We start from the raw sequence: 26,292 nt of genomic DNA on the forward strand, positions 1-26,292 counted from the left end.
GCGCCCGATCCTATCCGGAAGATATGTGCGGTCCCTGACTTATCTCAAGTCGTCAGTGCACCACCGGCCCGCCGGCCTTCTTCCAGGCATCGATGCCGCCGGCGATGTGGGCGGTGTTGGTGAGCCCGGCCTCCTTGGCGGCGGCGACCGCCATCGCAGAGCGTTCGCCGAAGGCGCAGAAGAACACGACGCGGCGGCCGGTGGCGGCCGCGACCTCGCGCAGCATGCCGCCGGGCTTGAGGCTGTCCTCGACGGACGGATAGGGCGTATGCAGCGCGCCTTCGAGCATGCCGTGCTTCATCCGCTCGTTGGTCTCGCGCAAATCGACCAGCAGGATATCGGGACGGCCGAGGCTGCGGATCGCCTCGACGGCGCGCAGCGCGCGGCCCTCTTTCTCCAGCTCCTCCTGATGCAGGCCGACATGCATGTTGGCGGGCACCGCGACGTCCATCATCTTCGGATTGGGCAGCTTCAGATTGGCCATCAGCTCGATATAGTCGTCGACCGAGCGCACCTGGAGCCGCGGATTGTAGCGCTTCTCCTCGCCGATGGTGGAGACGGTGTCGCCCTTGTAGTCATGCGCCGGGAACACCATGGTCTCGTCCGGCAGCTTGAGCAGGCGGTTGAAGATCGAATCGTATTGCGCGCGCGACGAGCCGTTCTGGAAATCGGTGCGGCCGGTGCCGCGGATCAGCAGCGTGTCGCCGGTGAAGACGCGGTCGCCCATCAAATAGGAATAGGAATCGTCGGTGTGGCCGGGCGTGTACATCACGTCGAGTGCCAGGCCCTCGATCGTCACCTTGTCGCCGTCGGCAACCCGCATCGCCACCACGTCGGCCTTGGTCTGGTCGCCCATCACGGTCATGCAATGGGTGCGGTCGCGCAGCTCGCCGAGGCCGGTGACGTGGTCGGCGTGGAGATGGGTGTCCACGGCCTTGACCAGCTTGAGATCGAGCTCGCGCAGCAACTGGCAGTAGCGGTCGACCTTCTCCAGCACGGGATCGAGGATCAGCGCCTCGCCGCCGGGGCGGCTCGCCAGGAGATAGCTGTAGGTACCCGAAACACTGTCGAAGAGCTGGCGGAAGATCATGGCAAGACCCGGCGTGGATTACCCGGAGATTCTACTACATTTCGGGCTCACAAGAGAAGCAATTCACTGTGTAAGCAACAAAATTTGGAAGATTTTTATTTCTGTGACGGGCGAGTGGGCGTCACCTGGCCACCGCTGTCATTCCCCGCGAAGGCGGGGAATCCAGTACGCCGCGCCCTTTCCGTACCCCTCGCCGTCTCGGAGTACTGGATCGCCCGCCTTCGCGAGCGATGACACCGGCTGTGCCGCGACGCTTTGCCCCGACAAAAGGCTCAGGGCCGCACCACCGTGTACCCATTCTCGCTGAGAAACAGGATCTGCCCGACCCCGACCTGCACCGGCTTGGCGGCAGGGATGAACTCCGGCCGCTTGCCGGTCTCCCGCTCGATCGTGTCAACGGTGTTGAGGCAGATGTCGAAGCGTACGCCTTGCGCGATCAGGCTTTCGACCTGCTTGCGGCGCTCGCTGCCTGACAACAGGAGATCGATGCCGGGACCGAAAGCCACCACCTCGATTGCGACCTTGTCGGGGTCGTAGGCTTTCAGCAAATTGTTAGCGACGCTGAGCACCAGAGCTTGCTTCCTGGCATCGCCATCGGAGAGCTGCAGCACGATCTTGTGCTCGGCGAACGGCTTGTCCTGGAGCGGCACCTGTTGCGCGAACGCCGGCGGCACCGCCGTCCAGGCGAACAGCGCCAGCAGCATCGCGGATAGGGTTTGCGACCGCATCATCCCTGTCCTGCAATGCCCGGATTACCCTCGACGCCCTTTAGCGTGACGCCGGAGCCGAGCCGCTCCTGAAACATCCGGCCCGAGCGCAGATATTTTGCCACCACATCCCACACCGGCGCGCCTTGCTGGCCGTTGACCGAGGCCCAGCCCGCGACCTTGTAGCGGTGGCTGGCACTGAGCGCCTTGCCACCATTGAGCTTCAGCTCCGAGATGCGGCTGCCGATCGCCGCCGTCGGCATGCAGGTGTAGCTGAGCCCGCCGGCGCGCACCATGTCGCCGCCCTGCTGGTAATAGGGATCGGTATTGAAGAGGTTGTCGCAAACGTCTTCCAGCACGTCCTTGATCTGGGCTCCCGTCATCTCCTGCACATAGGTCTCGGGATAGCTGATCGCGGTTTCCGCGAGCAAATCCTCCATCGTCAGCGCCTGGCCGGACAGCCCGGTGACGCCCCAGCGGAAGCCCGGCGATAGCGCGATCTCGGCGTTGAGCTCGGTGCGCAGCGCGCTGCAGATCAGCTCGTCGACCGGGCCGGCGAAATTGTCGCGTCGATACAGCAGGCGATCGGGCGTCGCGATCTTCTCCAACCAGTCGGTGACAAAGGGCGCCCGCAACCGGCCGATCAGTTCGGCCATCGCGGGATCAGGTTTCAACAGCTCGGAATAGACCGGCAGCAGATGATACTTGACGTCGCCGACCTTGCCCTTGTCGAGCGCGAGATCGAGCACGGCAAGGAATTTGCCGTTGGAGCCGGCATTGGTGACGAGCGTCGTGCCGCTCGCATTTTTTACTGCGATTGGCTGCGGGATCGCATCGTGGGTATGGCCGCCGAGGATGACGTCGATGCCGGTGACGCGGCTTGCGAGCTTGAGATCGACGTCCATGCCATTGTGCGACAGCAGGATCACCGCATCGACCTTGTCGGTGCCGCGCAAGCCGTCGATATGCTTCTGGAGTTCTTCCTCCCTGATGCCGAAGGTCCAGTCCGGCGTGAACCGTTTGGGATGCGCGATCGGCACGTAAGGGAAGGCCTGGCCGACGATCGCGACGCGATGGCCGCCGAGCTCCTTGATCACGGAGGGCTTGAACACGCGCCCCGTCGCCTTGTCGAAGGCGGGGGCGTCGTTGAATGCGGCTTCCTCGGTCAGGAAAACGTTCTGCGCCAGAAACTCGCCCTTGAAGCGCGCGAGATTGTCGCGCAGCGCCTGCTCGCCGTAGGTGAATTCCCAATGCCCGGTCATCGCCTCGATACCGAGCAGGTTTGCGGCCTCGACCATGTCGCGGCCCTGCATGATGTTGGCGAGTCCCGTTCCTTGCCAGAGATCGCCGCCGTCAACGAGCATGGAGTGTTTTTCGCCGGCATCGCCGCGCAAGCGGTCGATCAGCGTCTTCAGATGGGCGAAGCCGCCGAGCTTGCCGAAGCGGCCTGCGGACTTCTCGAACTCGAAGCAGCTGAAGGCATAGGCGTCCGCGCTGTCGGGCCTGATGCCGAAACGGTCGAGGAAGGCGCGGCCGACCAGATGCGGCGGCCGTCCCGCCATCTCGCCGATCCCGATATTGACGCTGGGCTCGCGAAAATAGACCGGATTGAGTTGCGCATGCGTGTCGGTGAGGTGAAGGATCCGCGCATTGCCGAACCGTTCGAGGTCGTAAATGCTCGCGGCCTCAGCACCGCGCGCAAGCCGTGGCAGGCTGAGCGATGCGGCAGCTAGGCCTGCATTCTTCAGGAAATCGCGGCGGCGGATCGCCATCCAGAAATTCTCCGCGCCCTCTTATGGTCGCAAGGCTGTTGCAGGAGCGAACAGTCTAGCGGATTTCCATCGCCTTCCAGGCTTCTTTTTCGGAAATCGCCTGGAAGATCGAGGCCTTCGCCAGCGCCTCGGCCTCCCTGGCTGCGGCCACGGCGCGGTCGAAATCGCCGCCATCGGCCGCCTTCTTTGCGGCGGCCATCGTCGAGACGGTCACGGTCCATTGGTGGCGCAAGCTGGCGGCCTCCTTCGCGGCAGCTTCGGCTGCGGAATAGGCCGTCTTGTAGTCTGCCTCGTTTGCCGCGTGCGCCGCCGGCGCGAGGCCCAAGGCGAGCAGCATGGCGGGGACAAGTGACCGCTTCATGGCCGCGCTCCCGGTCCCGATATCGGCAGGCCGTTGGCGACGTAGGACAGGAAATATTCGACGTCGCGATATTCATCCGCCTGCGGCTCCAGCGGAACCGCACGGGTCTGGCTGTTGCAGGTGACGAAGCGGCGGCTGGTCGTGCCCATGCCGCTCCATTCGGAGCGGTAGATCGGCATCGCGTTCAGAATGCCGAGTGCTGGCGCCAGGATCTCGGCGCGGATGCGCTCGCCCGGGCTCTGCACATGGCAGCTCGCGCAGGAGAAATTCAATTGGCCGCGGCGGGTGTAGAAATAGCGCTTGCCGTTCTCGAAGGCTTCGAGCGCGCGCGGATCGTCGGGAATCTTGATGTCCATCGGCTTGCCGCGCGAGGTGAAGGCCATGTACGCCGTGAGCGAGGCCATCTCGTCCTTGACGTAGGAATAGGGCGCCTCCCCATTGGCCTCGCGGCAGCGGTTGAGCGCCAGCTCCAGCGTGACGACCTTGCCTTCCTTCTCGTCGAAATAAGGATAGTTCTGGCGGATGCCGATGCCGCCGTTCGGGAAACAGTCGGCATAGGTCTTGCCGTTCTTGAACGGGGTGGCGAACATCTCCTTGCCGGCGTCGAGCGCGAACTCGTAAGGCGGGAATTCCTCCTTCTCCTGCCACTGCCGCTTCATGTCCTCGTTCATGGAATAAGGACCGTTGACGAAGTCCTCGTGCTTCACTGTCGGGAACTTCTGGAAGAAGAAGTTCTGGAACGCTTTCGCATCTGCAACGGGATCGACCTTGTCGGCAGCCACCACGCGCGGAGAGGTGAGGGCGAACGCGACGAGCGCGGCGCTCAACGAACCAAGCAGGATAGAGGTGCGGGCCTTCATCACGAGATCTTCGCGGTGATCGCGTCCGACGCACCCTTGTTATCGGTCCAGGAGACCTTGAGATCGTCGCCCTTCTTGGCCCCCTTGAAGCTGAACTTGACGTAGGGGTCCTTCGAGACCGCGGTGCCCCAATCGGCAACGAAGACGTCCTTGCCGTTACATTCGAATTTCAGCTGCTGGATGTAATGCGCCGGGATCAGCTCGCCTTTGGCGTCCTTGACGAAGCCGGTATCCATGGGGTGCTGGATCAGCGCCTGCACTTCGGTGATGTCGCCGTTGGCGGTGGCGCGGACGCGAATGCTGGATGCCATCTCGATCTTCCTCGCTTAGCCGCCGCAGCCGCCGACGGTGACCTTGACCTCTTTGGTCGCGCTGTAGAGCTTGCCGTCGGCCTCCACGATCGCAACGACGTTGGTGGTTTTGGCCATCTTCAGCCGGTTGGCGACAGCAGGGATCGTGCCTTCGGGAATCCTGTAGCTCGCGGCCAACGCGCTGGGATTCTCGGCCACGAAGAACGAGATCGAGGTGACCTTGTCGAGCGTCGTCGTCACCGAGATCGGCACCACGCCGCCGTTCTCGGCGATCTCGGGGGCGTCCAGCTTGACCTTGTCGGACGCCTCGGCGGCTTTGCCGTAGAGCGCCTTGATGGCGTCCGCCTCACTCTTCTGCTTGAACGCCTCTTCCGGATATTTGTCGTTGGCCGCGGCGCGCGCGGGAGCGGCGCCGAACGGCAGATTGCCGAGGCCGAGCAGCGCGACCGAGGCTGCGCCCTGAAGGATCAGGCGCCGCGTCGCGGTAGGGCCGGTGAGTGTGGTCATCTCGGGTCTCCCAACCAAATCTCGTGGCGTGCCTGAAGTCACAGGGTCTGCAGGAAATCAACGATCGCGCTGATCTCCTGCTCGGTCAAAATCCGGTTCCGGCCGAACGGCGGCATCATGGTCTGCGGATTACGCTTGGTCTCGTCGAAGATGATTGCGGTGAGCTCGTTGCGATCGGGGTACTTGGCCTTGAGGTCCTTCAGTTCCGGCCCGATCGTTCCCGGCAGGTCGCCACCCCGGATGACATGGCAGGTCAGGCAATTGCCCTTGCCGCGGTCGAAAGCGAGCTTCTGCCCGTCGGCCACAGCGGACTGCGCCCACGCCGGGCTGGCGAGGCCGGCGGCAATGGCCAGCAAGATGAACAGAACGGGCGTCCGGGAAAAGGCGGTCAAGGCGTCATTCCGAGGCGTTATATCGATGGTGTCGATCGCGAAATAGAAGCGTTCCAAAGCACAAAGGGCACCGCCTGACAATCAAGACTATGCACGCGACAAAATGAAGTTAATATCTTCCCCATTGCAACTAATGAGATTATTTGTTCAGCCGATTTGGCCCGAGAGTTTAGGGCTGTGGCGCGGGCCGGCTGTTTCCTGAGCGTTTGGGCGCTCAACCTGTTTTCATCGCGTTCTCGTTTTTTCAAGGGGACCTCACTTGGCTGAATATGTCGTCGAATTCGGCAGGGATGGCGGTCGGGTCGAGTCCGACGGGCGGCTCGACGCACCGGCATTTCATCGCAATCACGAGCCGCTCTGGGCGGCACTGGAAAAGCATCTCGCCGGCTGCACCGGCAACGTGGTCGAGCTCGGCAGCGGAACCGGCCAGCACGTGGTCTACTTCGCCCGTCACACGCCCGGCCTGATCTGGTGGCCCAGCGATCTCAACCAGCGCCACCTCAAGAGCATCGAGGCCTGGCGCGTTCATTCAGGCCTGAAAAACATCCGCTCGCCGCTGCGGATCGATCTCACCGATCCCGACTGGTGCCCGGAGATTAAGAGCGGGCAGGCGCCGTCGAGTCTTGCCGCATTGTTCTGCGCCAATGTCATCCACATCGCGCCATGGAGCGTCGCCGAGGGCCTGTTCGCCGGCGCCGGCCGCTATTTGCGGGCGGACGGCAAGCTGTTCCTCTACGGCCCGTTCAAGCGCGGCGGCAAGCACATCGCGCTCAGCAACGCCGTGTTCGACACCTCTTTGCGTGAAGGCAATCCCGACTGGGGCGTGCGTGACATCGCCGATGTCGAGGCGCTCGCCCGCGGCGCAGGTCTTCGCCTCGTCGATACCATCGACATGCCGGCGAACAATCTGACGCTGGTGTTTGGGCGGGGTTGAGGCGTTGCTGCGAAGCCGCTCGGCCTCTATGGTTCGAGACGCGCCGTAAGGCGGCGCTCCTCACCATGAGGATCTAAGATTTGCCGCGAAACGCGTCCTCATCCTGAGGAGCCGCGCAGCGGCGTCTCGAAGGATGGCTGCGAAGCTCCTGCATCTCAGAACACCAGCCGGTCAACTCTCGCCGTCCTTCCACCTGATCTTGTCCTTCAAAAACCGAAAACCGATCACCTCGAACCCGGCGCGTTCCTTGTTGTCCTTGCCGTAGCCGTGGCCGCCCGCTTCAGGCTCGTAGAACCAGGCCTCGTAGCCCATGGCCTGGAGCTTTGCGGCCATCTTGCGCGCATGCCCGGGATGGACACGGTCGTCGCGCCGCGTGGTGGCGATCAGGATCGGCGGATAGAGCTGGCCAGCTTTGACGTTGTGATAGGCGGAGTAGGTCTTCAGCCAGTCCCACTCCTCCGGCTTGTCGGGATCGCCATACTCCGCGATCCAGCTCGCGCCGGCGAGCAGCTTCGTGTAGCGGCGCATGTCGATCAGCGGGATGGTGCAGAACAGCGCGCCGAAGCGTTCGGGGTAGCGCACCAGCATGTTGGTGATGAGGATGCCGCCGTTCGATCCACCCTGCGCGGCGATGCGCTTTGCTGTCGTCACGCCGCGGCGGACGAGATCGGCGGCAACGGCTGCGAAATCGTCATGCGACAGTTTCTTGCCGGCGAGCCGGCCGGCATCGTGCCAGCGCGTGCCGAACTCGCCGCCGCCGCGCAAATTCGCCTGCACCGTCGTGCCGCCGCGCTCCAGCCACAGCTTGCCGAGCGATGCGTTGTAATACGGCTTCACCGAATGGGCGAAGCCGCCGTAAGCGCTCATATAGACCGGAGCATCGCCGGTCTCGCCGCTGGGGCCGGTCTGCACATAGGGAATGCGCTCGCCGTCGATCGAGATCGCCTCGTGCTGGGTCACCACGAGGCCATCGGCATTGAATGTTTTCGGCGCCTGCTTCAGCACGGTCGGGCTCGCGACGCCGCGCTCCATCAGCAGCAGCGACGGCGGCGTGAGCGGATCCTGCACATTGGCAAGCAAGTCGCCATTGCTCTCGGAAGGATGGCGATCCAGCGGCCAGATGTCGACGACGCCGATCTGCGGCAGACCGCCGAGTGACTCGCGGCTCCAGCTTGTGCCAGACGGCGTGCAGATCTCGAACTGCGGCTGGAGCTCGTCGAGGATCGACAGCACCAGTCTGCCGCCGGCCCAGAACAGACCCTGCAGGGCGCGGCGAGGCTCCGGCTCGAACAGCATCGCGAACTCGCGGCTGCCGGCGAGGAAGGCCGGGAGCGATATGCCGAGCACGGTGTCGGCGGCATAGGTTCTGCCCTTGATGGACCAGGCTTCGCGCAGCTTCATCGCGAACCAGTCGCCATGCGCCTGCAACCAGATGCCGGTCGGCAGATCGAGCTTCGTCGTCGTGCCGTCTGCATCGCGCAGCCAGAGCGCATAATTGAAGAAGTCGATCTGGTCGACGATCCAGCTGCGCGGGGCCGCAGCGGTGTCGTCGACGATGCCGGAGATCGCCATATGATCCGCCGTGGTCTCGATGATTATTTGCGCCTGATCGACAGGCTTGCCCCGTCGCCACAGGCGAACCGTCCGCGAATATCCGGAAGCAGTCGCCATGCCTTCACCATGGGCACTCGACAGCAGCAGCGTGTCGGCATCGAGCCAATCGGCGCCGCCCTTGGCTTCCGACAGCGCAAACCCGTCGGCAACGAAACTCTTGGTGTCGAGGTCGAATTCCCGCAAGGTGACGGCGTCGCTGCCACCGCGCGACAGGCCCAGAATGGCGCGCGAGCTTCCCTTCTGTGTGGTGATGCCGCTCAGCAGCCAGTCCTCGCCTTCGCGCGCGGCGAGCTGGTCGACATCCAGCATGATCTCCCACGTGGGATGCGGTTTGCGAAACTCGGCCAGCGAAGTCTTCCGCCACAGGCCACGCGGGTTGGTGGCGTCCTTCCAGAGGTTGTGCAGTTCGTCGCCGCGCCGGCTGACATAGGGAATGTTGTCCGGACGATCGTAGATCGCCGCGAGAAGGTCGCGGTCGCGCGCGAAGGCCGCTCCGCCGAACGCGTCGAGCGTCAGGCTGTTCTGCCGCGTGACGAAATCGAGCGCCTGCTTGCCTTCGATCTCCTCCAGCCAGAGCCAGGGATCGTCGTCGGGAGCGCTGAGCGTAGGCCTGTCGTCGACGGACATGAACGAAACTCCGGAAGATTGCGGCGGATAGGATTTGATCGAGCGCAAGCCGTCAAGTGCGCGGCCCATTATCATCGGCCCGATTGCGTCAGAGACATGGCCTGCGCCCGTTTGCGCCGGTTGCCCGCCCTCCCGCGCCCCGCCATAGTGCCGGGAATCAAGCGAGCTCCTTGAAAGCCTTTGAAAGCCCCTCGAAAGCCCGTTGGGGCGGAAATGCCGATGCTGGATGTGACTGCAGCCAATGAGATCGCCGCCGACGCCCGCGTGCGCGCCAATGTGGTGCGCCTTGCCGCCGCGCAGGCGCTGACCGGCGCCAACTCGGCGGTGATCTTCGCCACCGGCGCGATCGTCGGCGCGACGCTCGCGCCCGACGTCTCGTTCGCGACCGTGCCGATCTCGATGTATGTGCTCGGCCTCGCCGCCGGCACGCTGCCGACCGGCGCGATCTCACGCCGCTTCGGCCGCCGAATGGCTTTCATCGTCGGCACAGGTCTGGGCGCGTTGACCGGTCTGCTCGGCTCGTTCGCGATCCTGCACGCTTCGTTTCCATTGTTCTGTCTGGCGACTTTTCTCGGCGGCCTCTACGGCGCGGTGGCGCAGTCCTATCGCTTCGCTGCCGCCGACGGCGCCAGTGCTGCGTATCGGCCCAAGGCGGTGTCCTGGGTGATGGCGGGCGGGGTGTTCGCCGGCGTGCTCGGTCCGCAGCTCGTGCAATGGACCATGGATGTCTGGCAGCCCTATCTGTTCGCCTTCAGCTTCCTGGTCCAGGCTGCCGTCGCGCTCATCGCGATGGGCATCGTCGCAGGTGTCGACATGCCGAAGCCGGCACCGGCCGATCTCCACGGCGGGCGGCCGCTGCTCGAGATCGTAACCCAGCCGCGCTTCGTGGCGGCGGCGCTGTGCGGCGTCATCTCCTACCCCATGATGAATCTGGTGATGACCTCGGCGCCGCTCGCCATGAAGCTGTGCGGCTTGAGCGTTTCCGATTCCAATTTCGGCATTCAATGGCACATCGTCGCCATGTACGGGCCGAGCTTCTTCACGGGCGCGCTGATCGCCCGCTTCGGCGCGCGCAAGGTCGTTGCCGCCGGCCTGCTGCTGGAGGCCGGCGCGGCCGGCATCGGGCTATCAGGCATCACCGCGATGCATTTCTGGGCCACGCTGATCGTGCTCGGTGTGGGGTGGAATTTCTCCTTCATCGGCGCCTCCGCGCTGGTGCTGGAGACGCATCGGCCGCAGGAGCGCAACAAGGTGCAGGCCTTCAACGATTTTCTGGTGTTCGGCATGATGGCGATCGGCTCGTTCTCATCCGGCCAATTGCTCGCCAGTTACGGCTGGTCCGCGGTGAACATGGTCGTGTTCCCGCCGGTGCTGCTCGGGCTCGCCGTGCTCTCGCTGGCCTCCTTCGCCCGCCGCCGCAAGGCGCGGCTGGACGCGGCCATGGGCGAGTTCCCGGATGCGATCTGAGATGGCGGGAGGCTGTCAGCAGCGTTGATAGTTCGATCCAGGTCGAAGTGATTTCCGCGGCTTGGGTTGTTACATGATGCTCGTCATGAACAGGCGAGCGTGAAGCACGGCGCTCGCGGGGGAAACGAAGGACAAGCGCAAATGCTCGACAACCCCCGACACGATGGATCCATCGACGAATCCTCTCTCCGCTACGAAGGCTGGCGCATCGTTGCGGTCTGCTTCCTGCTCGCGACCTTCGGCTGGGGGCTCGGCTTCTACGGCCAGAGCGTCTATGTCGCCGAGCTCCAGCGCGCGCACGGCTGGTCGGCCTCGCTGATCTCGTCCGGCACGACGTTCTTCTATCTGTTCGGCGCGCTGCTCGTCGTCTTCGTCGGCGAGGCCGTCAACAAATACGGCCCGCGCCTTGGCCTGATCGCGGGTACGCTGGCGATGTCGGCTGCCGCGGTCGCGATCGGCGCGGTGCGCGAGCCGTGGCAGCTTTATCTCGCCAACGCCGTGCTCGCCTTCGGCTGGGCCGGCACCAGCCTCGCCATGATCACCAACACGATCAGCCTGTGGTTCGACCACAAGCGCGGCATGGCGATCAGCCTCGCGCTGAACGGCGCAAGCTTCGGCGGCATTGTCGGTGTGCCGCTGCTGGTGACCCTGATCGGCCATGTCGGCTTCGCCAGCGCGATGTTTATCGTCGCCGGCGCCATGCTGGCGCTGCTCGTGCCGGTGATCCTGGTTGTCGTCGGCCGCCCGCCCGATCTCCATGGCCGGCGCGCCGCGACGAAAACGAAGCCGCAATCGTCGGCGCAAATTCGCAGTCAGGCGTTGCGCGACGTCGGCTTCCTCACCGTGACCATTGCCTTTGCTTTGGTGTTGTTCGCGCAGGTCGGCTTCATCGTCCACCTGATCTCGTTCCTCGATCCCGTGATCGGGCGCGAGCGCGCGGCCGTCGCGGTTGCGGTGCTGACCGCGATGGCGGTGATCGGCCGGGTGCTGTTCTCGCTGGTGATCGACCGCCTCAACCAGCGGCTCGCCTCGGCGCTGTCGTTCCTGAGCCAGGCCGTGGCGCTTCTCGTGGTCATCAATTTGCACAATGATTACGTGCTGATCGCGGCCTGCGCATTGTTCGGCTTCTCGGTCGGCAATCTCATCACGCTGCCGTCGCTGATCGTGCAGCAGGAATTCGATTCCGCCTCGTTCGGCGTGCTGATCAGCCTCAACACCGCGATCAACCAGGTGACCTATGCGTTCGGCCCTGGCGTGGTCGGTTTTCTGCGCGATTTCTCCGGTGGCTATGAGCTGCCGTTCTATCTGTGCATTGCGCTGGAAGTGGCGGCGGCGGCGTTGATCATGGTGCGGGGGAAGCCGCACGCGACGACTGCGTAGAGGCGCGGCGTCGCTTCAACATCCTCCGTCATTGCGAGCGCAGCGAAGCAATCCAGACTGCTACTGCGGAAAGATTCTGGATTGCTTCGTCGCTTCGCTCCTCGCAATGACGAGGAGAGGGTTGAGTTTAACCCTCGCGCTGCTTCAGCAGGGCTTCCACATCCAGCCGCTTCGTGAACATCGAAAGCTTGCCGTCCGGCCCGAACGGCCATTGCTCCCGCGGCTTGTCCCAATACAGCTCTACGCCGTTCTGGTCCGGATCGCGCAAATAGAGCGCTTCGGACACGCCATGGTCGCTGGCGCCGTCGAGCGCAATGCCGGCCGAGAGCACGCGGTGCAGCGCATCCGCCAGCGCGGGCCGCGTCGGATAGAGGATCGCGGTGTGATAGAGGCCCGTCGTGCCTGGCGGTGGCGGCGAGCCGCCCTTGCTCTCCCAGGTGTTGAGCCCGATGTGGTGGTGATAGCCGCCGGCCGAGATGAAGGCCGCGCCGGAGCCCATGCGCTGCATCAGCTCGAAACCGAGCACGCCGCAATAGAAGCCCAGCGCGCGATCGAGATCGGCGACCTTGAGGTGAACGTGGCCGATCCTGGTGCCGGCGGCGACTGCTTGGTTCTGCGACATGCGGCTGCTCCGTTGATGAACTCCAAATAAGCCCGGGCCCGGGACAGTGCTACCGGCCGATCCCGAAACCCAGCGTTTCCGGATAGGCAACTTACGACAACTCCCGCACCTCGCCCTCCGGCAGCTCGAACTCAAACGTGTTCAGCGTCATCGACACCAGCGTGTAATAGCCGCAGAGACCAATCACCTCGACCACGCCGCGCTCGCCGAGCAGCTTCACCGCTTCGTCATAGAGGCCCTTCTCGACGCCGTGGCCCTCATGCAGCGATTTCGCGACGTCGTAGATCATCTTAGCCCTGGGATCGTCGAAGACGGGCGTGCGGCGGTCGCGGATGGCGTCGATGATGTCAGGATCCATGCCGCCCGCAAGCGCGAGGCGCTTGTGCGCATACCATTCGTAATGCGCGGTCCAGTGCCGCGCCGTCACCAGGATCGCGATCTCCGAGAGCTTTGCGGGAAATATCGTGTCGTAGCGCAGGACCTCGCCGAGCCGCGTGGCGTGACGGGCCATGTCGGGGCTGTTGAGCCAGGCCATCATCGGCGCCGGCGGCTTGCCGCGCTTGCCGGCAATCGACTCGTCATAGGTCTGCCGCTGGCTCTCGTTCATTTCGCCAGGCGAAAGAAGTTTCAGGCGCATTGTTGTTTCCTCTTTGTTTTCAAGCTTCGCCGTCGCGGCGACTATAGCGGATGCGTGACACGGAAGTGGTTGAATTCCGCGGGAGCTTGGCCCAGAGTCGCGGCCAACAAGCCGATTTAGATTGATGGAAACGACCAATGACTGACTCCAGGGCCAGCGAGACTGAGACCGCCGATCTCGAAACCTTCCGCAGCGAAACGCGCGCCTGGTTGGAAGCCAACTGCCCGCCGGAGATGCGCAAGCCAGCGACGTCCGACGCCGACGTGTTCTGGGGCGGACGTAACGCAAAATTTTCGTCGGAGCCGCAGCGCATCTGGTTCGAGCGCATGCGCGACAAGGGCTGGACCGTACCTGATTGGCCGAAGGAGTACGGCGGCGGTGGCCTCAGCGCTGCCGAGCACAAGGTGCTGCGCGCGGAAATGGCCAGGATGGGCGCGCGTCCGCCGCTGTCGAGCTTCGGCATCTGGATGCTCGGGCCGGCGCTGCTGAAATACGGCAACGACGCCCAGAAGAAAGAGCATCTGCCGAAGATCGCGGCGGGCCTGATCCGCTGGTGCCAGGGCTATTCCGAGCCGAACGCCGGCTCCGATCTCGCCTCGCTGCAGACCCGCGCTGAAAGCGGCGGCGATGATTTCGTCATTACGGGGTCGAAGATCTGGACCTCCTATGCCAACTACGCCGACTGGATCTTCTGCCTCGTCCGCACCGATCCCGCCGCGAAGAAGCATGATGGCATCAGCTTCATCCTGTTCGACATGGCCTCGAAGGGCGTGACGACCAAGCCAATCCTGCTGATCTCCGGCTACTCGCCGTTCTGCGAGACCTTCTTCGACAATGTCCGCGTGCCGAAATCGCACGTGGTCGGCATAGTCAACCGCGGCTGGGACGTCGCAAAATATCTGCTCCAGCACGAACGCGCGATGATATCAGGCATGGGCGAGCGCGGCGTCGGCCGTCCGCTCGGCCAGATCGCGGCCGATTCCGTCGGCACCGATGCGCTGGGACGGCTCGACGATTCCATGCTGCGCGGCCGGATCGCCAGCTTCGACGTCGATGAAGCCGCCCTTGCAGCTTGCGCCGAGCGCGCGGTCGATCTCGCCAAGGCGGGGCAGGCGCATCCGGCGTTCTCGTCGGCGATGAAATATTACGGCACCGAGCTCAACAAGCGCCGTTACGAGATCCTGATGTCGGCCGGCGGCGTCGATGCACTGGAATGGGAGAGCGAACGTTCGAAGCAAGGAGCGCGTCCGCGCGCCTGGCTGCGCACCAAGGCCAACTCGATCGAGGGCGGCACGACCGAGGTCATGCTTGGCATCGTCGCCAAGCGCATTTTGGATTTGCCGGGGGCGTGAGCCTTTCCGTCATTCCGGGGCGCGACGAAGTCGCGAGCCCGGAATCTATTCCTCGACCAGCGCTGCCGCACAATGGATTCCGGGCCTGCGCCTCACGGCGCATCCCGGAATGACAAGAAAATATAGAATCGGAAACACGCACATGGCCCTCGTCCTCACCGAAGAACAATCGATGCTCCGCGACAGCGCGCGCGGGTTGATCAGCGACAAGGCGCCGGTGTCGCATTTGCGGCATCTGCGCGACAGCAAAGACCCCACCGGCTTTTCCAAGGAGTTTTGGCATTCCTTCGCCGAGATGGGCTTTGCCGGCTTGCTGGTGCCGGAAGAGTTCGGCGGCAGCGGCCTCGGCTATGTCGAGGCCGGCGTGGTGATGGAGGAGATCGGCCGCACGCTGATGCCGTCGCCCTTCCTCGCCACCAGCGTGGTCGCGGCCTCGGCGCTGAACCGTGGCGGCAATGCCGCGCAGAAGTCGGAGTATCTGCCGAAGATTTCCAACGGCTCCCTGCTCGCGACGCTCGCGATCGACGAGGGCGCAAAACATCGCCCGCTTCAGACCAACCTTCAGGCCGTACGCGCCGGCAACGGCTTCAGGCTCTCCGGCGCCAAGGCGCTGGTGGTCGACGGTCACGTCGCCGATCTTCTCATTGTCGCGGCACGCACCGCCGGCTCGGCCGGTGAGCGCGAGGGGCTGACGCTGTTCCTGGTCAACCCGAAGGCCAAGGGCGTTGCGATCGAGCGCACCATCATGGTCGACGCGCACAATGCGGCGCGGATCGAGCTTGCCAATGTCGAAGTCGATGCCGACAGCGTGCTCGGCGAAGTCGACCAGGGCGCCGGCTTGCTCGACGGCGTGCTCGATATCGGGCGCGGCGCGGTGGCCTCCGAAATGGTCGGCCTGAGCGAAGAAGTGTTCAACCGCACCGTCGAGTACCTGAAGAGCCGCAAGCAGTTCGGCAAGCTGATCGGCGAATTCCAGGCGCTGCAGCACCGCGCCGCCGAGCTCTATGTCGACATCGAGATCACCCGCGCCGCCGTGATGAAGGCGCTGCAAGCGCTGGATACGGATGTCGCCAAGGCCGCATCAAGCGTCGCAGTGGCAAAAGCCCGCGCCGGCACCACCGCCACCCGCGCGGTGCAGGAAGGCGTGCAAATGCATGGCGGCATGGGCATGACCGACCAGTTCGACATCGGCTTCTTCATGAAGCGCGCGCGCGTGTGCGAGGAATTGTTCGGCGACGCCAATTACCACACCGAGCAGCTGGCCAGGGCGCGGGGGTATTGAGGCTCGTAGCCCGGATGGAGCGCAGCGAAATCCGGGTTCTGTCCACGCGGCGAGATCGCCCCGGATTGCGCTGCGCTCCATCCGGGCTACGGTCCTCGCGAGGATGAAAGCTCTCGTCCCGTCATTGCGAGGAGCACTTGCGACGAAGCAATCCAGCCTGTCATCGCGGAAAGATTCTGGATTGCTTCGCTACGCTCGCAATGACGGCGGCTAGACCGCTCCTTATCTCACCGGCGGTGCGTACTGCACGCCGCCCGCATTCCACAGCTGGTTCATGCCGCGCGGGATCTTCAGCTTCGACTTCTCGCCGATGTTGCGCTCGTACATCTCGCCGTAATTGCCGACGTGGCGGATGATGCGGACCACCCAATCCTTGGTGAGGCCGAGCTGCTCGCCGTAATTGCCCTCGGTACCGACCAGCCGCATCACTTCCGGCTTCTTCGACTTCAGGGCTTCGTCGATGTTCTCCGAGGAGACGCCGAGCTCCTCGGCGTTGATCATCGCGTACAGCGTCCACTTCACGATCATCATCCAGTCGTCGTCGCGCTGGCGCACGACGGGCGCGAGCGGCTCCTTGGAGATCATGTCCGGAAGGATCATGTGGTCGCCGGGCTTCGACAGGTTGATCCGCAGCGCGTAGAGCTGGGAGACGTCGGCGGAGAGCGTGTCGCATTTGCCGGTGTCGTAGGCTTTCACGACGTCGTCCAGCTTGTCGAACTTCACCTCTTCATACTTCATGTTGTTGGCACGGAAGTAATCCGCGACGTTGAGCGCCGTGGTGGTCCCGGTCTGGACGCAAACCTTGCTGCCGGTCAGATCCAGCGCGGTTTCCTTGTTGCGCGCGCGCGGCAGCATGAAGCCTGCACCGTCGTAATAGGCGACCGCGGGGAAATAGAGATCGTAGTCGAGCTCGCGCGCCATGCTCCAGGTCGAGTTGCGCGAGAGGATGTCCACTTTCCGGCTCTGCAATTCCTTGAAGCGCTCGCTGGCATCGAGCGCGACGAATTTCGCCTTGCTCGGGTCGTTGAAGATCGCGGAGGCCACCGCACGGCAGAAATCGACGTCGAAGCCGGTCCAGTTGCCCTTGTCGTCGGGGATCGAGAAGCCCGGCAGGCCCTTGTTGACGCCGCACAGCACTTCGCCGCGGCGCACGGTGCGCTTCAGCGTGCGGGTGTCGTAGAATTCATAGATGATGGCCAGAACAGCGACCAGCACGGCGACTGCGAGCCCGATCAGCAGGCCGCCACGAAAAGTGCGCATCATGTTGCTCTCTCGAAATAATCGGGAAAAGGAATATTCGCCAGGGCGAGGAGATCAGAGCTCGGGCTTCTGCCGGATGACAACCTTGGTGCCGACAGGGACGCGATCGTAGAGATCGGCGACGTCGCGGTTGACGAGCCGGAAGCAGCCGGAGGAGACCTTGGTGCCGATCGTGTCGGGCCGGTTGGTGCCGTGGATGCGGTAGACCGTGGTGCCGAGATACATCGCGCGGGCGCCGAGCGGATTACCGGGGCCGCCGGCCATGAAGCGCGGCAGATAGGGCTGGCGCTGGATCATCTCCGGCGGCGGCGTCCAGTCCGGCCATTCCTTCTTGTTGGTGATGTTCACCAGCCCCTGCCACTGAAAACCATCGCGGCCGACGCCGATGCCGTAGCGGATCGCACGACCGCCGGGCTGCACCAGATAGAGGTGCCGTTCGGCCGTCGAGATGATGAGCGTGCCGGGCGCTTCGGTGGTGCGGAAGTAGACGACCTGCTTCTGCCATTCCGGATCGAGCTCGAAAGCATCGTCGGCGACCAGGCCCGGCTCGTCGCCGCGGTCGGGCTGCTGGGCGTAGGCATGGGGCGCGGACAGGATCAGGCCGATCGCAGCCACAAATATCCCGGTCAGGCGACGAAAATCCGTCATTTCAAGCTCTCCCCCACTACCACAGCGAATATCGTTCGGAACCATCTGAACCCAGCGGCAGCTTCATGGCAAGTTGATGGCGCGCCCGGCTGGTATGTCACGAGAATGCTTTGGTTTTTTGACGGACCGCGCGCAATGCCACAAACAGGGGATGGCGCGAAAAGCAGTGAGCCGGGCGCGATGTGCTCCCTCTCCCGCTTGCGGGAGAGGGGCGGACCGAACTAGCGGCGAGATCAAACTTCGCCAATTCGCACGAGATGCCAGCTAGATCTGGTTGTTCTCCGGCGCGATCCCGAGCCGCCGGACGATTTCGGCGCCTACGGCCCGGGCTTCAGGCCGAGAGCCAATGCGAGGACTGCGAAACCGTTGCCCGGACTGCAACCGGATCACGACGATGCAGTGCTCGTCCTCGGAGCGGCCGCGGCGCTCGACCGTGATCGTCTTCACGTCGCGCCCTTCGATGTGGTCGGCGCGCAACGTGCCGTCGCCCCACAGGCGTTCGACGCGGATATCGCCTTGCCGGATGATCCAGAAAGCGCCGGTCACAAGGTTGGCATAACGGGAAACGCCGAAAGCGGCGATCGCGCCGACCGGCAGCAGCATGATGTCGATCGGCCCGGGCGACAGGCCACGCCACAGCCTGTAGGCGTAGGGAACGGCGCACAATGCGACGACGATCAGTGCGACGATCCTGATGTCCCTCGTGGAAAACGGCTCGAGGGGGTCGCCGAGACGCATCTCGGGATTGCTGGCATCGAGCGGATTGACCGGAGACTCGACGTCGGGAACGTCGAATTGCGCGGCGATCCGCGCCACCGTGTCGTGCACGTGGGTGACATCGGCGATCGGCGGCGATGTCAGGCGCTCACCGGAGGCCAACGTGAAGGCCAGCTGGAAGCGCGCTTTCGCCCTCTTGCTGCCGGGAACCTGCAATCCCCTGATGTCATCTTTGGCAACGATCCGCGTCCGAAGTTTTCCGAACGGACGCTGCTCCCCGATCAAGATCTCGTCCGGCGTGATGATCCACACCACCGCCGGCGCCAGCATGATGATGCCGACGAACGCTGCTCCCACCAGCAGCGCGACCACGGAGATGGTCACCTCCAGGATGTCATGGGTGAACAGGCCCGGCGTGAAGCACAGCGCAACGGCGGCCGCAAAGCCGGACATGACCAGCCGCTGCGCGATCGAGGCGCCTTCACGAAGGCGAATGTCAGTGCTGCTGGTGGCGTCGTCCATCGCGGGCGGCTGATTACGTGGCCCGCGAAACTCCACGGACGGGTCCGTGGAGTCAAGCAACAACGGCGCGACCCGCGCCGGGTGTTAGCTATTGGCGTTCAACAGCTTTGCCACGGTGCGGTCGATCTCATCATAGCGGCCCTCGCCCGCGTGCTGGAACACGATCTTGCCGTTCTGGTCGATAATGTACTGCGCCGGCCAGTACTGGTTGCTGTAGGCGTTCCAGGTCCTGGAATCATTGTCCTGCGCCACCGGATAGGTGATGCCGTGCCGCTTCAGCGCCGCCTGCACATTGGAGGCCGAGCGCTCGAACGGGAATTCCGGCGTGTGCACGCCGACCACGACGAGACCCCGGTCCTTGTACTTGGCATAGAGCTCGGTGACGTGCGGCAGCGTGTTGACGCAGTTGACACAGCCATAAGTCCAGAAGTCGACCAGCACGACCTTGCCGCGGAGGTCGGCGAGGCTGAGCGGCTTCGAGTTGAACCAGTTGTTGATGCCGGTGAAGTCGGGCGCGGTCTGCTGGCTTGCAGCAGCGGTGACGATAGGGACGGCGCGCGCAGCCTCGTCGCAGATGCCGGGGATGACGGCGCCTGTCACGGCGATGCCGACCAGTGCGGCGGAGACGGCGAGCAGTTTGAAAGTCATGGACGAGTCCTCCGGTTGAGATGCGCGATGATCACAGGCCGATCTGGCCGGTGGGATAGAAGCCGGTGAGCCACGCCACGATCAGCGTGTCGTATTGGAAATAGGCGGCGACGGCGAAGCCGATCACGACAACGCCAAAGCCCTGCTGCAGCCGTGGCGAGATGCGCGCGAGACTGCGCACCCGCGTGGTCGCGGCCTGCCCGCCATAGGCGATCGCCAGCATCGGGATCGCCGCGCCGATCGCGTAGGCGATCAGCAGCGTGCCGGCCCAGCCAAAATTCTTCGTCGTCGCGACCAGCGTCAGGATCGAGCCGAGCACCGGGCCGGCGCAGGGCGTCCAGACCAGGCCAAGCGTGGTGCCGAGCACGAGCCCGCCGAGCGCGCCCTCGCGCTGCGTGGCGCCGGAGTTGCCGAGATCGAGCCAGCCGTTGAGCCGGATCGACAGCCATTCGAACGGCGCCGGCCACAGCATCAACAGGCCGAACCCGAGCAGCAGGATCGATGCCACCTCGCGCAGCACATTCGGATCGAAATCGAGCAGTCGCGTGATGGCGCCGAGCAACAGCGCGGTCGCGGAGAAAGACATGACGAAGCCGAGCGCGATCATCGCCGGGCGTAAGTGTCCCGCGCGCCCGATCGAGGCGCCAAGCAGGATCGGCAGCATCGGCAGCGTGCACGGCGCGGCGATGGTGAGGATTCCGGCGAGGAGAGCGAAGAGAAGTTCGAGCATCGGGCACTCGTGAAGAGGGTCACGAGGGCTGTTCGGGGGGAGAGAGGTTGTCGTTACGCCGTGTCACGCCTTCGTGACGGGTGGCCGCAGCGGGCGTCTCGAACCATAAGGCCGGCACCTGAACCACCCCCAAACACAAAACGACCCGGAGGGGGGCATCCCGTCCGGGTCGTTGGAGGTCTTGGGAGGTTTAACGAAACCGTATGTGAGCTTTATAGGAGGGAAGTTTTTCCGCCTGATGTTGTGCTTTGTTTCAATTGTTTCGTCGGCGGTAACACTTCCGTGTCCGGGGCAGGGCCAAAACAATGTCCTACCCCATTGAAATATCTGAACTTCAGGCGGCGAAGCGCTCGACGCCGCAGCCCTTAAGCAATTCGGCGAGTTGCTTGCGGGCGTAGAACATCCGGGTCTTCACAGTGCTCTGCGGGATGCCGATGATCTGCCCGACCTCCTCCACCGACTTCTCATGGTAGTAGACGAGGGTGATGATTTCCCGATGCGCGGGTGACAGCTTCTGAACGCAGGCGCGCAGGATGGCGCTGGTGTCGCTGCGGTCGAGCGACGTCTCCGGCGTGTCGCAACCGTCGGCGATCTGACGCACGTCTTCCTGGTCGATGTCCTCGAAGCGGCGCTGGCGCATCGCGGTCAGCGCCTTGAAGCGGGCGATCGAGAGCAGCCAGGTCGAAACCTGCGAGCGGCCCTGGAATTGGCCGGCGGTCCGCCAGACGTCCAGAAACACCTGGCTGACGAGGTCTTCCGCCGTGGTGGCGTCGCGCACGATCCGCAGGATGAAGCGGTAGACGCGCACATTGTGCCGGCAATAAAGGATGTGCATGGACGTCCGGTTGCCGTCGGCAATGCTTTCGAGAAGCATGTCGTCCGAGGTCGCCTGAGCGGCAATGATGCTCTGGCTGGCTTGGGCGTTGATGGCGATGACGTTCGGCATTGACTTGGCTCCCCGTAGCGCCGCAACCGAGCGGCGTTTCCTTCGACCAAAGTGTTAATGAGCCAACGTTTCGGGACGTCTGCACGAAAAGGGGAAAATGGTTTCGTGCGCCATCAAATTGTTTCGTCGGATTAGCCGCGATGAAACATTCGGGGCAAAAAAGCGTGCAATTTCAATGTACGGAAAATACGGGGGTGGGGATTAGGCGACGAGCGGAGGCGCCGGGAACGTATTTCGGGCCTTCGCGTTCGCACTCCCCGTGTCGTCCTGGACAAGCGAGCAAAGCGAGCGCCGATCCAGGACCCATTACCCCAGGGAGACGTTTTGCGGAGACGCGTGGTTGCCAGCTCGCGCCACAACTTCTGCCTGGGGTAATGGGTCCTGGCTTTCGCCAGGACGACGATGGGTGATCTACGCCTTCTCGCCCGCCGGCGAGAACAGATAGCCGCCGCCGCGGATGGTGCGGATCACGGCGGGTTTGGCCGGATCGGGCTCGATCTTGCGGCGGATGCGCATGATGCGCAGGTCGACGGCGCGGTCGAAGGCTTCGGCGTCGCGCGCATTGGCCAATTCCAGCAGGCGCTCGCGCGACAGCACGCGCTTTGGATTGGCCGCGAACACCTTCAAGAGCCCGAACTCGGATGCGGTCAGCGGGTGCTCGTTGCCCTCGTCGTCGCGCAAGGCCTGCGCTTCGAGATCGAGCCACTTCGTCCCGAACCGTACCAATTGCTCCTTGTCCGACTTCGCAGCCGCCGTTTCCGCCACGGCTTTCGCCGGCGCGCTCCGGCGCAGCACCGAGCGGATGCGCGCCATCAGCTCACGCAGCTCGCACGGCTTGGCCACGTAATCGTCGGCGCCGAGCTCGAGGCCGACGACGCGGTCGATCGGGCTCGCCGTCGCCGTCAGCATGATCACCGGCACGTTGATGCGGCTCTTGAGGTCGCGGATGATCGAGAGCCCGTCTTCCTCCGGCATGTTGAGGTCGAGCACGACGAGGTCGGGCATGCTGCCGTCGATCGCCGTGCGCAACGACTTGCCGCCGTCGCACAGCGTCACGGTGAAGCCGTGCATCTTGAGGTAATCGCCGACCATCTCCCGGGCCGGGGCCTCGTCGTCGACGATCATGATGTGCTGGCTTTGGGTCATGGTCCTGAGATCACGGTATTTCGGTCGCGGGGAGGGTGATGGTGAAGGTCGAGCCCTTGCCGGGGCCCTCGCTCTCGGCGGTCACCTCGCCGCCGTGCATATCGATAATACGCTTGACGATGGACAACCCAAGCCCGGTCGAGCTCTCGCCGGCGGTCGGTTTTGCCGACAGCCGCTGGAACCGGCCGAACAAGCGGCCGAGATCCTCCGGCGACAGGCCGGCGCCCTCGTCGCTGACGCGGACGATGGTGTCGCCGCCCTCATGGCTGACGATGACGCCGATCTTGCCGCCGATCGGCGAGTATTTGATGGCGTTGCTGATGAGGTTGTCGATCGCCTCGCGGATGCGGTCGGTGTCGCACATGGTGACGATGTTGACGGGCGCGGTGACGCTGATTGCCTGCTGCTTGTTGACGGCGAGCGGCTGGTTGGCCTCGGCGACTTCCTTGACCAGGGCCGCGACGTCGACCGGCTCGCGGCGGATGGTGATGTCGAAGGCATCGGCCATCGCGTCCGAGATCAGATGGTCGACCATCGAGGTCAGGCGCTTGGTCGCATCGCGGATGTGATCGACCTGGGCGACCACGCCACTTGACGACGCGCCGGTCGAGATCAGCTCCTTCAGCATCTCGGTGCGGCCGAGGATGACGCCGAGCGGATTCTTCAGATCGTGGGCGACGGTGCCGAGGATCTCGTTCTTGAAGCCGTTGGCACGCTGCAGCCGCAGCCATTGCGCCGAGAGCCGGCGGTTGGCCTGCATCAGCGCGCGGGTGCGCTGGGCGACGCGGTCTTCCAGCTGGGTGTTGGCGGCCTGGAGCTGCTGGTAGAGGATGACGTTGTCGAAGGCGATCGAGAGCCGGCTGGAGAAGATCTCGACCAGCGAGCGGTCGGTCTCGGACAGCTCGCGCTCGGCCTGCAGCAGCACCACGACCTCGCGCCCGCTTCCGGTGCGCAAATAGATCACGCTACGGTGGTCGGCGAATTCGTTCTTGCGGCCCTGGAAAGCGGCTTCCACCATCGCGCGCAGATCGGGGTCGAGCGCCTTCGACGAGGTCGTGCCGATGAACCGGCTGTAGCAGCCGCTGCCGGCGAGCACCGAGAGCTCGGGGTCGATGCCGCCATTGTCGCGCAGGACCAATATGCCGGCGCAATCGACGTTGAGCAGCGAGGCGAGCTGGGTCAGCACGCCCTCGGCGAGCCGCTGCATCGACTTGAAGTCGTACAGCGTGGAAGCCGCGTCGATGATGATCTCGAGCCCGCGCCTCGTCTGCAGCATGCGCTCGAGCTGCTGATAGGAGCGCAGCGCCGCGGTCAGCGATGTGAACAGCTTGTCGGCGGTGAGCTCGGTCTTGGCCTTGTAGTCGTTGATGTCGTACTGCACGATCACGCGCCGCTCGGGCGCCTGGCCGGGCTGTCCGGTGCGCAGGATGATGCGCACGGTCTCGTTCTTGAGCTCGTTGCGGATGTACTCGACCAGCTCGAGGCCGGCGACATCAGTCTCCATGATCACGTCGAGCAGCACGGCGGCGATGTCGTTATGCGCGGACATCAGCTTGCGGCCTTCCGCCGCGGAATGGGCGGAGAGGATCTCCAGGCCCTGGCCGTTGAGGTTGTAGTCGGACAGCGCGAAGCGCGTGCCGTCATGCACGGCCGGATCGTCGTCGATGACGGCGATCTTCCATTTCCGGGCGTCAACATCCTCCGATGCGGTACCGGTGTCGTCGATCAGGTGGAGGACATCGTCCTGTTCGGCCATTGAGAAGTCCCGTCAGTCTCTGTGCTTTGCCCGCCGCCTTTGGCGACCCGGGGCATGATAATGCGAAAAGTGGTGCCTTGTCCCAGCTTGGATTCCAGCATCATGCGACCGCCGAGCTGCTGGGTGACGAGGTTATAGACGATATGGAGGCCGAGTCCCGTGCCACCTTCATTGCGCCTGGTGGTAAAGAATGGGTCAAAGGCCTGGCGCTGCACGTCGGAGGTCATGCCGGCCCCGTCATCGGTGAAGATGATCTCGACGTCGTCGGCCCCGCGGGGCCGCGCCGAGATCGTGATCGTGCCGGCGCGGCCGTCGGCAAAGGCGTGGTTGGCTGCATTGAGGAACAAATTGGTCAGGATCTGGCCGTATGAGCCGGGATAGCCGTCGAGCAGCAGCCCCTCGGGCATGTCGACATTGAGCGTGATCGGCGAGCGCTTCAGCACCGGGCGCAGGCTCGCGATGATCTGGTCGGTGGCTTCGCTCAGGGAGAACTGCCGCCGCTCGGCATGGGAGCGGTCGACCGCGACCTGCTTGAAAGACTGGATCAGTTCGCCGGCGCGCTGGAGATTGGCGACGAGCTGCTGCGAGGCGTCGCGCGAGGACTGCACGAATTCTTCCAGCTGCGAGCGGCGCAGGCCGCCGTCGCCTTTGAGCTGGGCCTCGAAGATCTCCGTGCGCCGGGCAAAGCTCGACGCAACGGTGAGGCTGATGCCGATCGGATTGTTGACCTCGTGCGCGACGCCGGCGACGAGGCCGCCGAGAGCTGCGAGCCTCTCGGCATCGATCAGATTCTGCTGCGCGGCGTTGAGCTCGAGCAGCGCGCTCTCGGCCTTCTCCTTGGACGCGCGCAGCTCGTCCTCGGTCTGGCGCTTCGCGATGGCGTTTTCGCGGAACACTTCCACCGCGCGCGCCATGGCGCCGACTTCGTCGCGCGCGCGCGTGCCCTGCACCTCGCGGCCGAGGTCGCCGAGCGTGATCGCGCGCATCGCTGCCATGATCTGCTGCAGCGGCAGCCGGATCGACAGCGCGATCAGCACGCCGGCGGTGAGGATGATGCCGAGGAAGATCACGGCGATGGAGAGAACGCGACGGGAAATGTCCGCCAGCGTGCGGTCGAACGTTTCCTGCGCCTTCTGCTCGCGCTGGCGCATCTTGGTGGAGAGATCGTCGATGGCGCCGATCGCCTCGGCCTGGTTGGCGTCGATGGTGTTGCGCAGCAGCTCGGTTCGGTTCGTGAGCTGCTCGGAGAGCTTTGCAAAGCCCTCGCGCAGCGCGGCGGTCCGGGCCGCCAGCCGTCGCAGCGCCATGCGCTGGAGGTCGTTGTCGGCGAGATCGATCATCACGGGAATGGTCTTCTCGATCGTCTCGGTGTTGCGGCGGGCGTCGTCGGCCGCACCCGGTGACAGCGACAGATAGTAGGAATTGGCCGCGACCAGCATCGCGGTGAAGGCCTCGCGCGACTTGCCCAGCGACGGCCAGATCAGCGCGTCGCGATGGCCGGTGGCGCCTTCGATGATGGAGTAAAGCCCGGCCATGTCCCTGGCCGGTCCCTGCACCTGATCCTCATAGGTCTTCGCGATGGTGGCCTGCACGCCGCGCAGCTCGCCGAAGCCGTTGAGGAAGCGGTCGGTGGTGCGCTCCAGCTCCTCGACCGAGCCCGACAGCATCGGGTCCTTGGCGGCGCGATTGGCCAGCGTCCCCAGCACCGCCTCGCGCAGCAGCAGGATCTCGGCGAACAAATCGGGGCTCGGCTGGTTGATGTAGCGGTGGATCAGATTGTGCAGCCGCCCGGTCTCGCTTTCGAGCAGCGCCAGGATCCGGTCGGACTCGCGCACCTGGCGCACGTCGTCCCAGGCCGAGCCGAGCACCTGCGAGCCGTTCCAGATCAGCCCGACCAGCACGATGACCACGGCGGAGTTCAGCGCCGCGATCGACAGGATGCGCCAGCGGATCGGCACCGCCCGGAGCACGCCGACCAGCCGCGCGCGCAGCCGCCCCATCGGG

General features: G+C 64.4%; 25 protein-coding genes. 5 read left to right on the forward strand and 20 right to left on the reverse strand.

Annotated features, from left to right (window positions below):
* Positions 1-52 precede the first annotated feature (52 nt).
* The 8 genes from ACVIN2_RS22185 to soxX all read right to left on the reverse strand — a co-directional run bounded on the left by ACVIN2_RS22185 (position 53) and on the right by soxX (position 6,000).
* A complete protein-coding gene (locus ACVIN2_RS22185) occupies positions 53-1,090 on the reverse strand; it encodes an MBL fold metallo-hydrolase (RefSeq protein ID WP_027565962.1) in 1,038 nt (345 codons plus the stop codon).
* A gap of 272 nt (positions 1,091-1,362) precedes the next feature.
* Positions 1,363-1,821, reverse strand: coding sequence for a DsrE family protein (locus tag ACVIN2_RS22190; protein ID WP_456767168.1), 459 nt, complete (start codon positions 1,819-1,821; stop codon positions 1,363-1,365).
* On the reverse strand, positions 1,818-3,569 hold the full coding sequence (soxB, locus tag ACVIN2_RS22195) for a thiosulfohydrolase SoxB (RefSeq protein WP_456767169.1): 1,752 nt from the start codon (positions 3,567-3,569) through the stop codon (positions 1,818-1,820). Before soxB ends, ACVIN2_RS22190 begins: the two co-directional genes overlap by 4 nt.
* Before the next feature lie 55 nt (positions 3,570-3,624).
* A complete protein-coding gene (locus tag ACVIN2_RS22200; protein WP_456767170.1) occupies positions 3,625-3,930 on the reverse strand; it encodes a hypothetical protein in 306 nt (101 codons plus the stop codon).
* Positions 3,927-4,790, reverse strand: coding sequence for a sulfur oxidation c-type cytochrome SoxA (gene soxA, locus ACVIN2_RS22205; protein ID WP_456767171.1), 864 nt, complete (start codon positions 4,788-4,790; stop codon positions 3,927-3,929). The genes ACVIN2_RS22200 and soxA overlap by 4 nt, the downstream gene beginning before the upstream one ends.
* On the reverse strand, positions 4,790-5,101 hold the full coding sequence (soxZ, locus tag ACVIN2_RS22210) for a thiosulfate oxidation carrier complex protein SoxZ (protein ID WP_456767172.1): 312 nt from the start codon (positions 5,099-5,101) through the stop codon (positions 4,790-4,792). Before soxZ ends, soxA begins: the two co-directional genes overlap by 1 nt.
* A 15-nt stretch (positions 5,102-5,116) precedes the next feature.
* Entirely contained in the window at positions 5,117-5,608 is a 492-nt protein-coding gene (soxY, locus tag ACVIN2_RS22215) for a thiosulfate oxidation carrier protein SoxY (RefSeq protein WP_456767173.1), read from the reverse strand.
* Between the two features lie 38 nt (positions 5,609-5,646).
* On the reverse strand, positions 5,647-6,000 hold the full coding sequence (gene soxX / locus ACVIN2_RS22220) for a sulfur oxidation c-type cytochrome SoxX (protein ID WP_456767174.1): 354 nt from the start codon (positions 5,998-6,000) through the stop codon (positions 5,647-5,649).
* 259 nt (positions 6,001-6,259) lie between these two features.
* On the opposite strand from soxX, the gene ACVIN2_RS22225 reads away from it, so the two are divergent.
* Positions 6,260-6,934 (forward strand): DUF938 domain-containing protein, encoded by a 675-nt coding sequence (locus ACVIN2_RS22225; RefSeq protein WP_456767175.1) that lies wholly within the window; start codon positions 6,260-6,262, stop codon positions 6,932-6,934.
* Between the two features lie 171 nt (positions 6,935-7,105).
* On the opposite strand, the gene ACVIN2_RS22230 is transcribed toward ACVIN2_RS22225, so the two are convergent.
* Positions 7,106-9,175: a prolyl oligopeptidase family serine peptidase gene (locus tag ACVIN2_RS22230; protein WP_456767176.1), complete on the reverse strand. Its 2,070-nt coding sequence runs from the start codon at positions 9,173-9,175 to the stop codon at positions 7,106-7,108.
* A gap of 219 nt (positions 9,176-9,394) precedes the next feature.
* Here ACVIN2_RS22230 and ACVIN2_RS22235 point away from each other — a divergent pair, with 219 nt between their 5' ends.
* On the forward strand, positions 9,395-10,642 hold the full coding sequence (locus tag ACVIN2_RS22235) for an MFS transporter (protein ID WP_456767177.1): 1,248 nt from the start codon (positions 9,395-9,397) through the stop codon (positions 10,640-10,642).
* Between the two features lie 141 nt (positions 10,643-10,783).
* Complete coding sequence (locus ACVIN2_RS22240) at positions 10,784-12,022, forward strand: MFS transporter (protein ID WP_456767178.1); 1,239 nt, start codon at positions 10,784-10,786, stop codon at positions 12,020-12,022.
* 127 nt (positions 12,023-12,149) lie between these two features.
* Here ACVIN2_RS22240 and ACVIN2_RS22245 read toward each other — a convergent pair whose 3' ends face one another.
* Both ACVIN2_RS22245 and ACVIN2_RS22250 read right to left on the reverse strand, forming a co-directional pair.
* Entirely contained in the window at positions 12,150-12,644 is a 495-nt protein-coding gene (locus tag ACVIN2_RS22245; RefSeq protein WP_456767179.1) for a VOC family protein, read from the reverse strand.
* A 91-nt stretch (positions 12,645-12,735) separates the two neighbouring features.
* On the reverse strand, positions 12,736-13,281 hold the full coding sequence (locus tag ACVIN2_RS22250; protein WP_377828516.1) for a carboxymuconolactone decarboxylase family protein: 546 nt from the start codon (positions 13,279-13,281) through the stop codon (positions 12,736-12,738).
* Between the two features lie 137 nt (positions 13,282-13,418).
* On the opposite strand from ACVIN2_RS22250, the gene ACVIN2_RS22255 reads away from it, so the two are divergent.
* On the forward strand, positions 13,419-14,633 hold the full coding sequence (locus ACVIN2_RS22255; RefSeq protein WP_456767180.1) for an acyl-CoA dehydrogenase family protein: 1,215 nt from the start codon (positions 13,419-13,421) through the stop codon (positions 14,631-14,633).
* Between the two features lie 142 nt (positions 14,634-14,775).
* Entirely contained in the window at positions 14,776-15,915 is a 1,140-nt protein-coding gene (locus ACVIN2_RS22260; RefSeq protein WP_456767181.1) for an acyl-CoA dehydrogenase family protein, read from the forward strand.
* A gap of 222 nt (positions 15,916-16,137) precedes the next feature.
* Here ACVIN2_RS22260 and ACVIN2_RS22265 read toward each other — a convergent pair whose 3' ends face one another.
* From ACVIN2_RS22265 to ACVIN2_RS22305, 9 genes are all read right to left on the reverse strand, one after another.
* On the reverse strand, positions 16,138-17,175 hold the full coding sequence (locus ACVIN2_RS22265) for an amino acid ABC transporter substrate-binding protein (protein WP_027514482.1): 1,038 nt from the start codon (positions 17,173-17,175) through the stop codon (positions 16,138-16,140).
* Between the two features lie 54 nt (positions 17,176-17,229).
* A complete protein-coding gene (locus ACVIN2_RS22270; protein ID WP_354206045.1) occupies positions 17,230-17,823 on the reverse strand; it encodes a L,D-transpeptidase in 594 nt (197 codons plus the stop codon).
* Positions 17,824-18,087: 264 nt separating this feature from the next.
* Positions 18,088-19,062, reverse strand: coding sequence for a hypothetical protein (locus ACVIN2_RS22275; protein ID WP_456767182.1), 975 nt, complete (start codon positions 19,060-19,062; stop codon positions 18,088-18,090).
* 84 nt (positions 19,063-19,146) lie between these two features.
* Positions 19,147-19,710, reverse strand: a complete 564-nt coding sequence (locus ACVIN2_RS22280; protein WP_456767183.1) for a redoxin domain-containing protein — start codon at positions 19,708-19,710, stop codon at positions 19,147-19,149.
* A 31-nt stretch (positions 19,711-19,741) separates the two neighbouring features.
* Positions 19,742-20,440, reverse strand: coding sequence for a cytochrome c biogenesis CcdA family protein (locus tag ACVIN2_RS22285; RefSeq protein WP_456767184.1), 699 nt, complete (start codon positions 20,438-20,440; stop codon positions 19,742-19,744).
* 334 nt (positions 20,441-20,774) lie between these two features.
* Positions 20,775-21,386, reverse strand: coding sequence for a sigma-70 family RNA polymerase sigma factor (locus ACVIN2_RS22290; RefSeq protein WP_018456005.1), 612 nt, complete (start codon positions 21,384-21,386; stop codon positions 20,775-20,777).
* Positions 21,387-21,797: 411 nt separating this feature from the next.
* The gene (locus ACVIN2_RS22295; protein WP_007597984.1) at positions 21,798-22,532 is read right to left on the reverse strand and encodes a response regulator; all 735 of its coding nucleotides are present in this window, start codon (positions 22,530-22,532) and stop codon (positions 21,798-21,800) included.
* Between the two features lie 10 nt (positions 22,533-22,542).
* A complete protein-coding gene (locus ACVIN2_RS22300) occupies positions 22,543-24,288 on the reverse strand; it encodes an ATP-binding response regulator (protein WP_456767185.1) in 1,746 nt (581 codons plus the stop codon).
* Positions 24,258-26,288 (reverse strand): ATP-binding protein, encoded by a 2,031-nt coding sequence (locus tag ACVIN2_RS22305; protein WP_456769778.1) that lies wholly within the window; start codon positions 26,286-26,288, stop codon positions 24,258-24,260. The genes ACVIN2_RS22300 and ACVIN2_RS22305 overlap by 31 nt, the downstream gene beginning before the upstream one ends.
* Between the last annotated feature and the right edge of the window lie 4 nt (positions 26,289-26,292).

This window comes from Bradyrhizobium sp. USDA 3650, from assembly GCF_054057395.1.

Coding starts and splice junctions, on each gene's coding strand:
- ACVIN2_RS22185 (WP_027565962.1), bottom strand. CDS start 1,090: ATGATCTTCCGCCAGCTCTTCGACAGTGTTTCGGGTACCTACAGCTAT.
- ACVIN2_RS22190 (WP_456767168.1), bottom strand. CDS start 1,821: ATGATGCGGTCGCAAACCCTATCCGCGATGCTGCTGGCGCTGTTCGCC.
- soxB (WP_456767169.1), bottom strand. CDS start 3,569: ATGGCGATCCGCCGCCGCGATTTCCTGAAGAATGCAGGCCTAGCTGCC.
- ACVIN2_RS22200 (WP_456767170.1), bottom strand. CDS start 3,930: ATGAAGCGGTCACTTGTCCCCGCCATGCTGCTCGCCTTGGGCCTCGCG.
- soxA (WP_456767171.1), bottom strand. CDS start 4,790: ATGAAGGCCCGCACCTCTATCCTGCTTGGTTCGTTGAGCGCCGCGCTC.
- soxZ (WP_456767172.1), bottom strand. CDS start 5,101: ATGGCATCCAGCATTCGCGTCCGCGCCACCGCCAACGGCGACATCACC.
- soxY (WP_456767173.1), bottom strand. CDS start 5,608: ATGACCACACTCACCGGCCCTACCGCGACGCGGCGCCTGATCCTTCAG.
- ACVIN2_RS22230 (WP_456767176.1), bottom strand. CDS start 9,175: ATGTCCGTCGACGACAGGCCTACGCTCAGCGCTCCCGACGACGATCCC.
- ACVIN2_RS22235 (WP_456767177.1), top strand. CDS start 9,395: ATGCTGGATGTGACTGCAGCCAATGAGATCGCCGCCGACGCCCGCGTG.
- ACVIN2_RS22240 (WP_456767178.1), top strand. CDS start 10,784: ATGCTCGACAACCCCCGACACGATGGATCCATCGACGAATCCTCTCTC.
- ACVIN2_RS22245 (WP_456767179.1), bottom strand. CDS start 12,644: ATGTCGCAGAACCAAGCAGTCGCCGCCGGCACCAGGATCGGCCACGTT.
- ACVIN2_RS22250 (WP_377828516.1), bottom strand. CDS start 13,281: ATGCGCCTGAAACTTCTTTCGCCTGGCGAAATGAACGAGAGCCAGCGG.
- ACVIN2_RS22255 (WP_456767180.1), top strand. CDS start 13,419: ATGACTGACTCCAGGGCCAGCGAGACTGAGACCGCCGATCTCGAAACC.
- ACVIN2_RS22260 (WP_456767181.1), top strand. CDS start 14,776: ATGGCCCTCGTCCTCACCGAAGAACAATCGATGCTCCGCGACAGCGCG.
- ACVIN2_RS22265 (WP_027514482.1), bottom strand. CDS start 17,175: ATGCGCACTTTTCGTGGCGGCCTGCTGATCGGGCTCGCAGTCGCCGTG.
- ACVIN2_RS22270 (WP_354206045.1), bottom strand. CDS start 17,823: ATGACGGATTTTCGTCGCCTGACCGGGATATTTGTGGCTGCGATCGGC.
- ACVIN2_RS22275 (WP_456767182.1), bottom strand. CDS start 19,062: ATGGACGACGCCACCAGCAGCACTGACATTCGCCTTCGTGAAGGCGCC.
- ACVIN2_RS22280 (WP_456767183.1), bottom strand. CDS start 19,710: ATGACTTTCAAACTGCTCGCCGTCTCCGCCGCACTGGTCGGCATCGCC.
- ACVIN2_RS22285 (WP_456767184.1), bottom strand. CDS start 20,440: ATGCTCGAACTTCTCTTCGCTCTCCTCGCCGGAATCCTCACCATCGCC.
- ACVIN2_RS22290 (WP_018456005.1), bottom strand. CDS start 21,386: ATGCCGAACGTCATCGCCATCAACGCCCAAGCCAGCCAGAGCATCATT.
- ACVIN2_RS22295 (WP_007597984.1), bottom strand. CDS start 22,532: ATGACCCAAAGCCAGCACATCATGATCGTCGACGACGAGGCCCCGGCC.
- ACVIN2_RS22300 (WP_456767185.1), bottom strand. CDS start 24,288: ATGGCCGAACAGGACGATGTCCTCCACCTGATCGACGACACCGGTACC.
- ACVIN2_RS22305 (WP_456769778.1), bottom strand. CDS start 26,288: ATGGGGCGGCTGCGCGCGCGGCTGGTCGGCGTGCTCCGGGCGGTGCCG.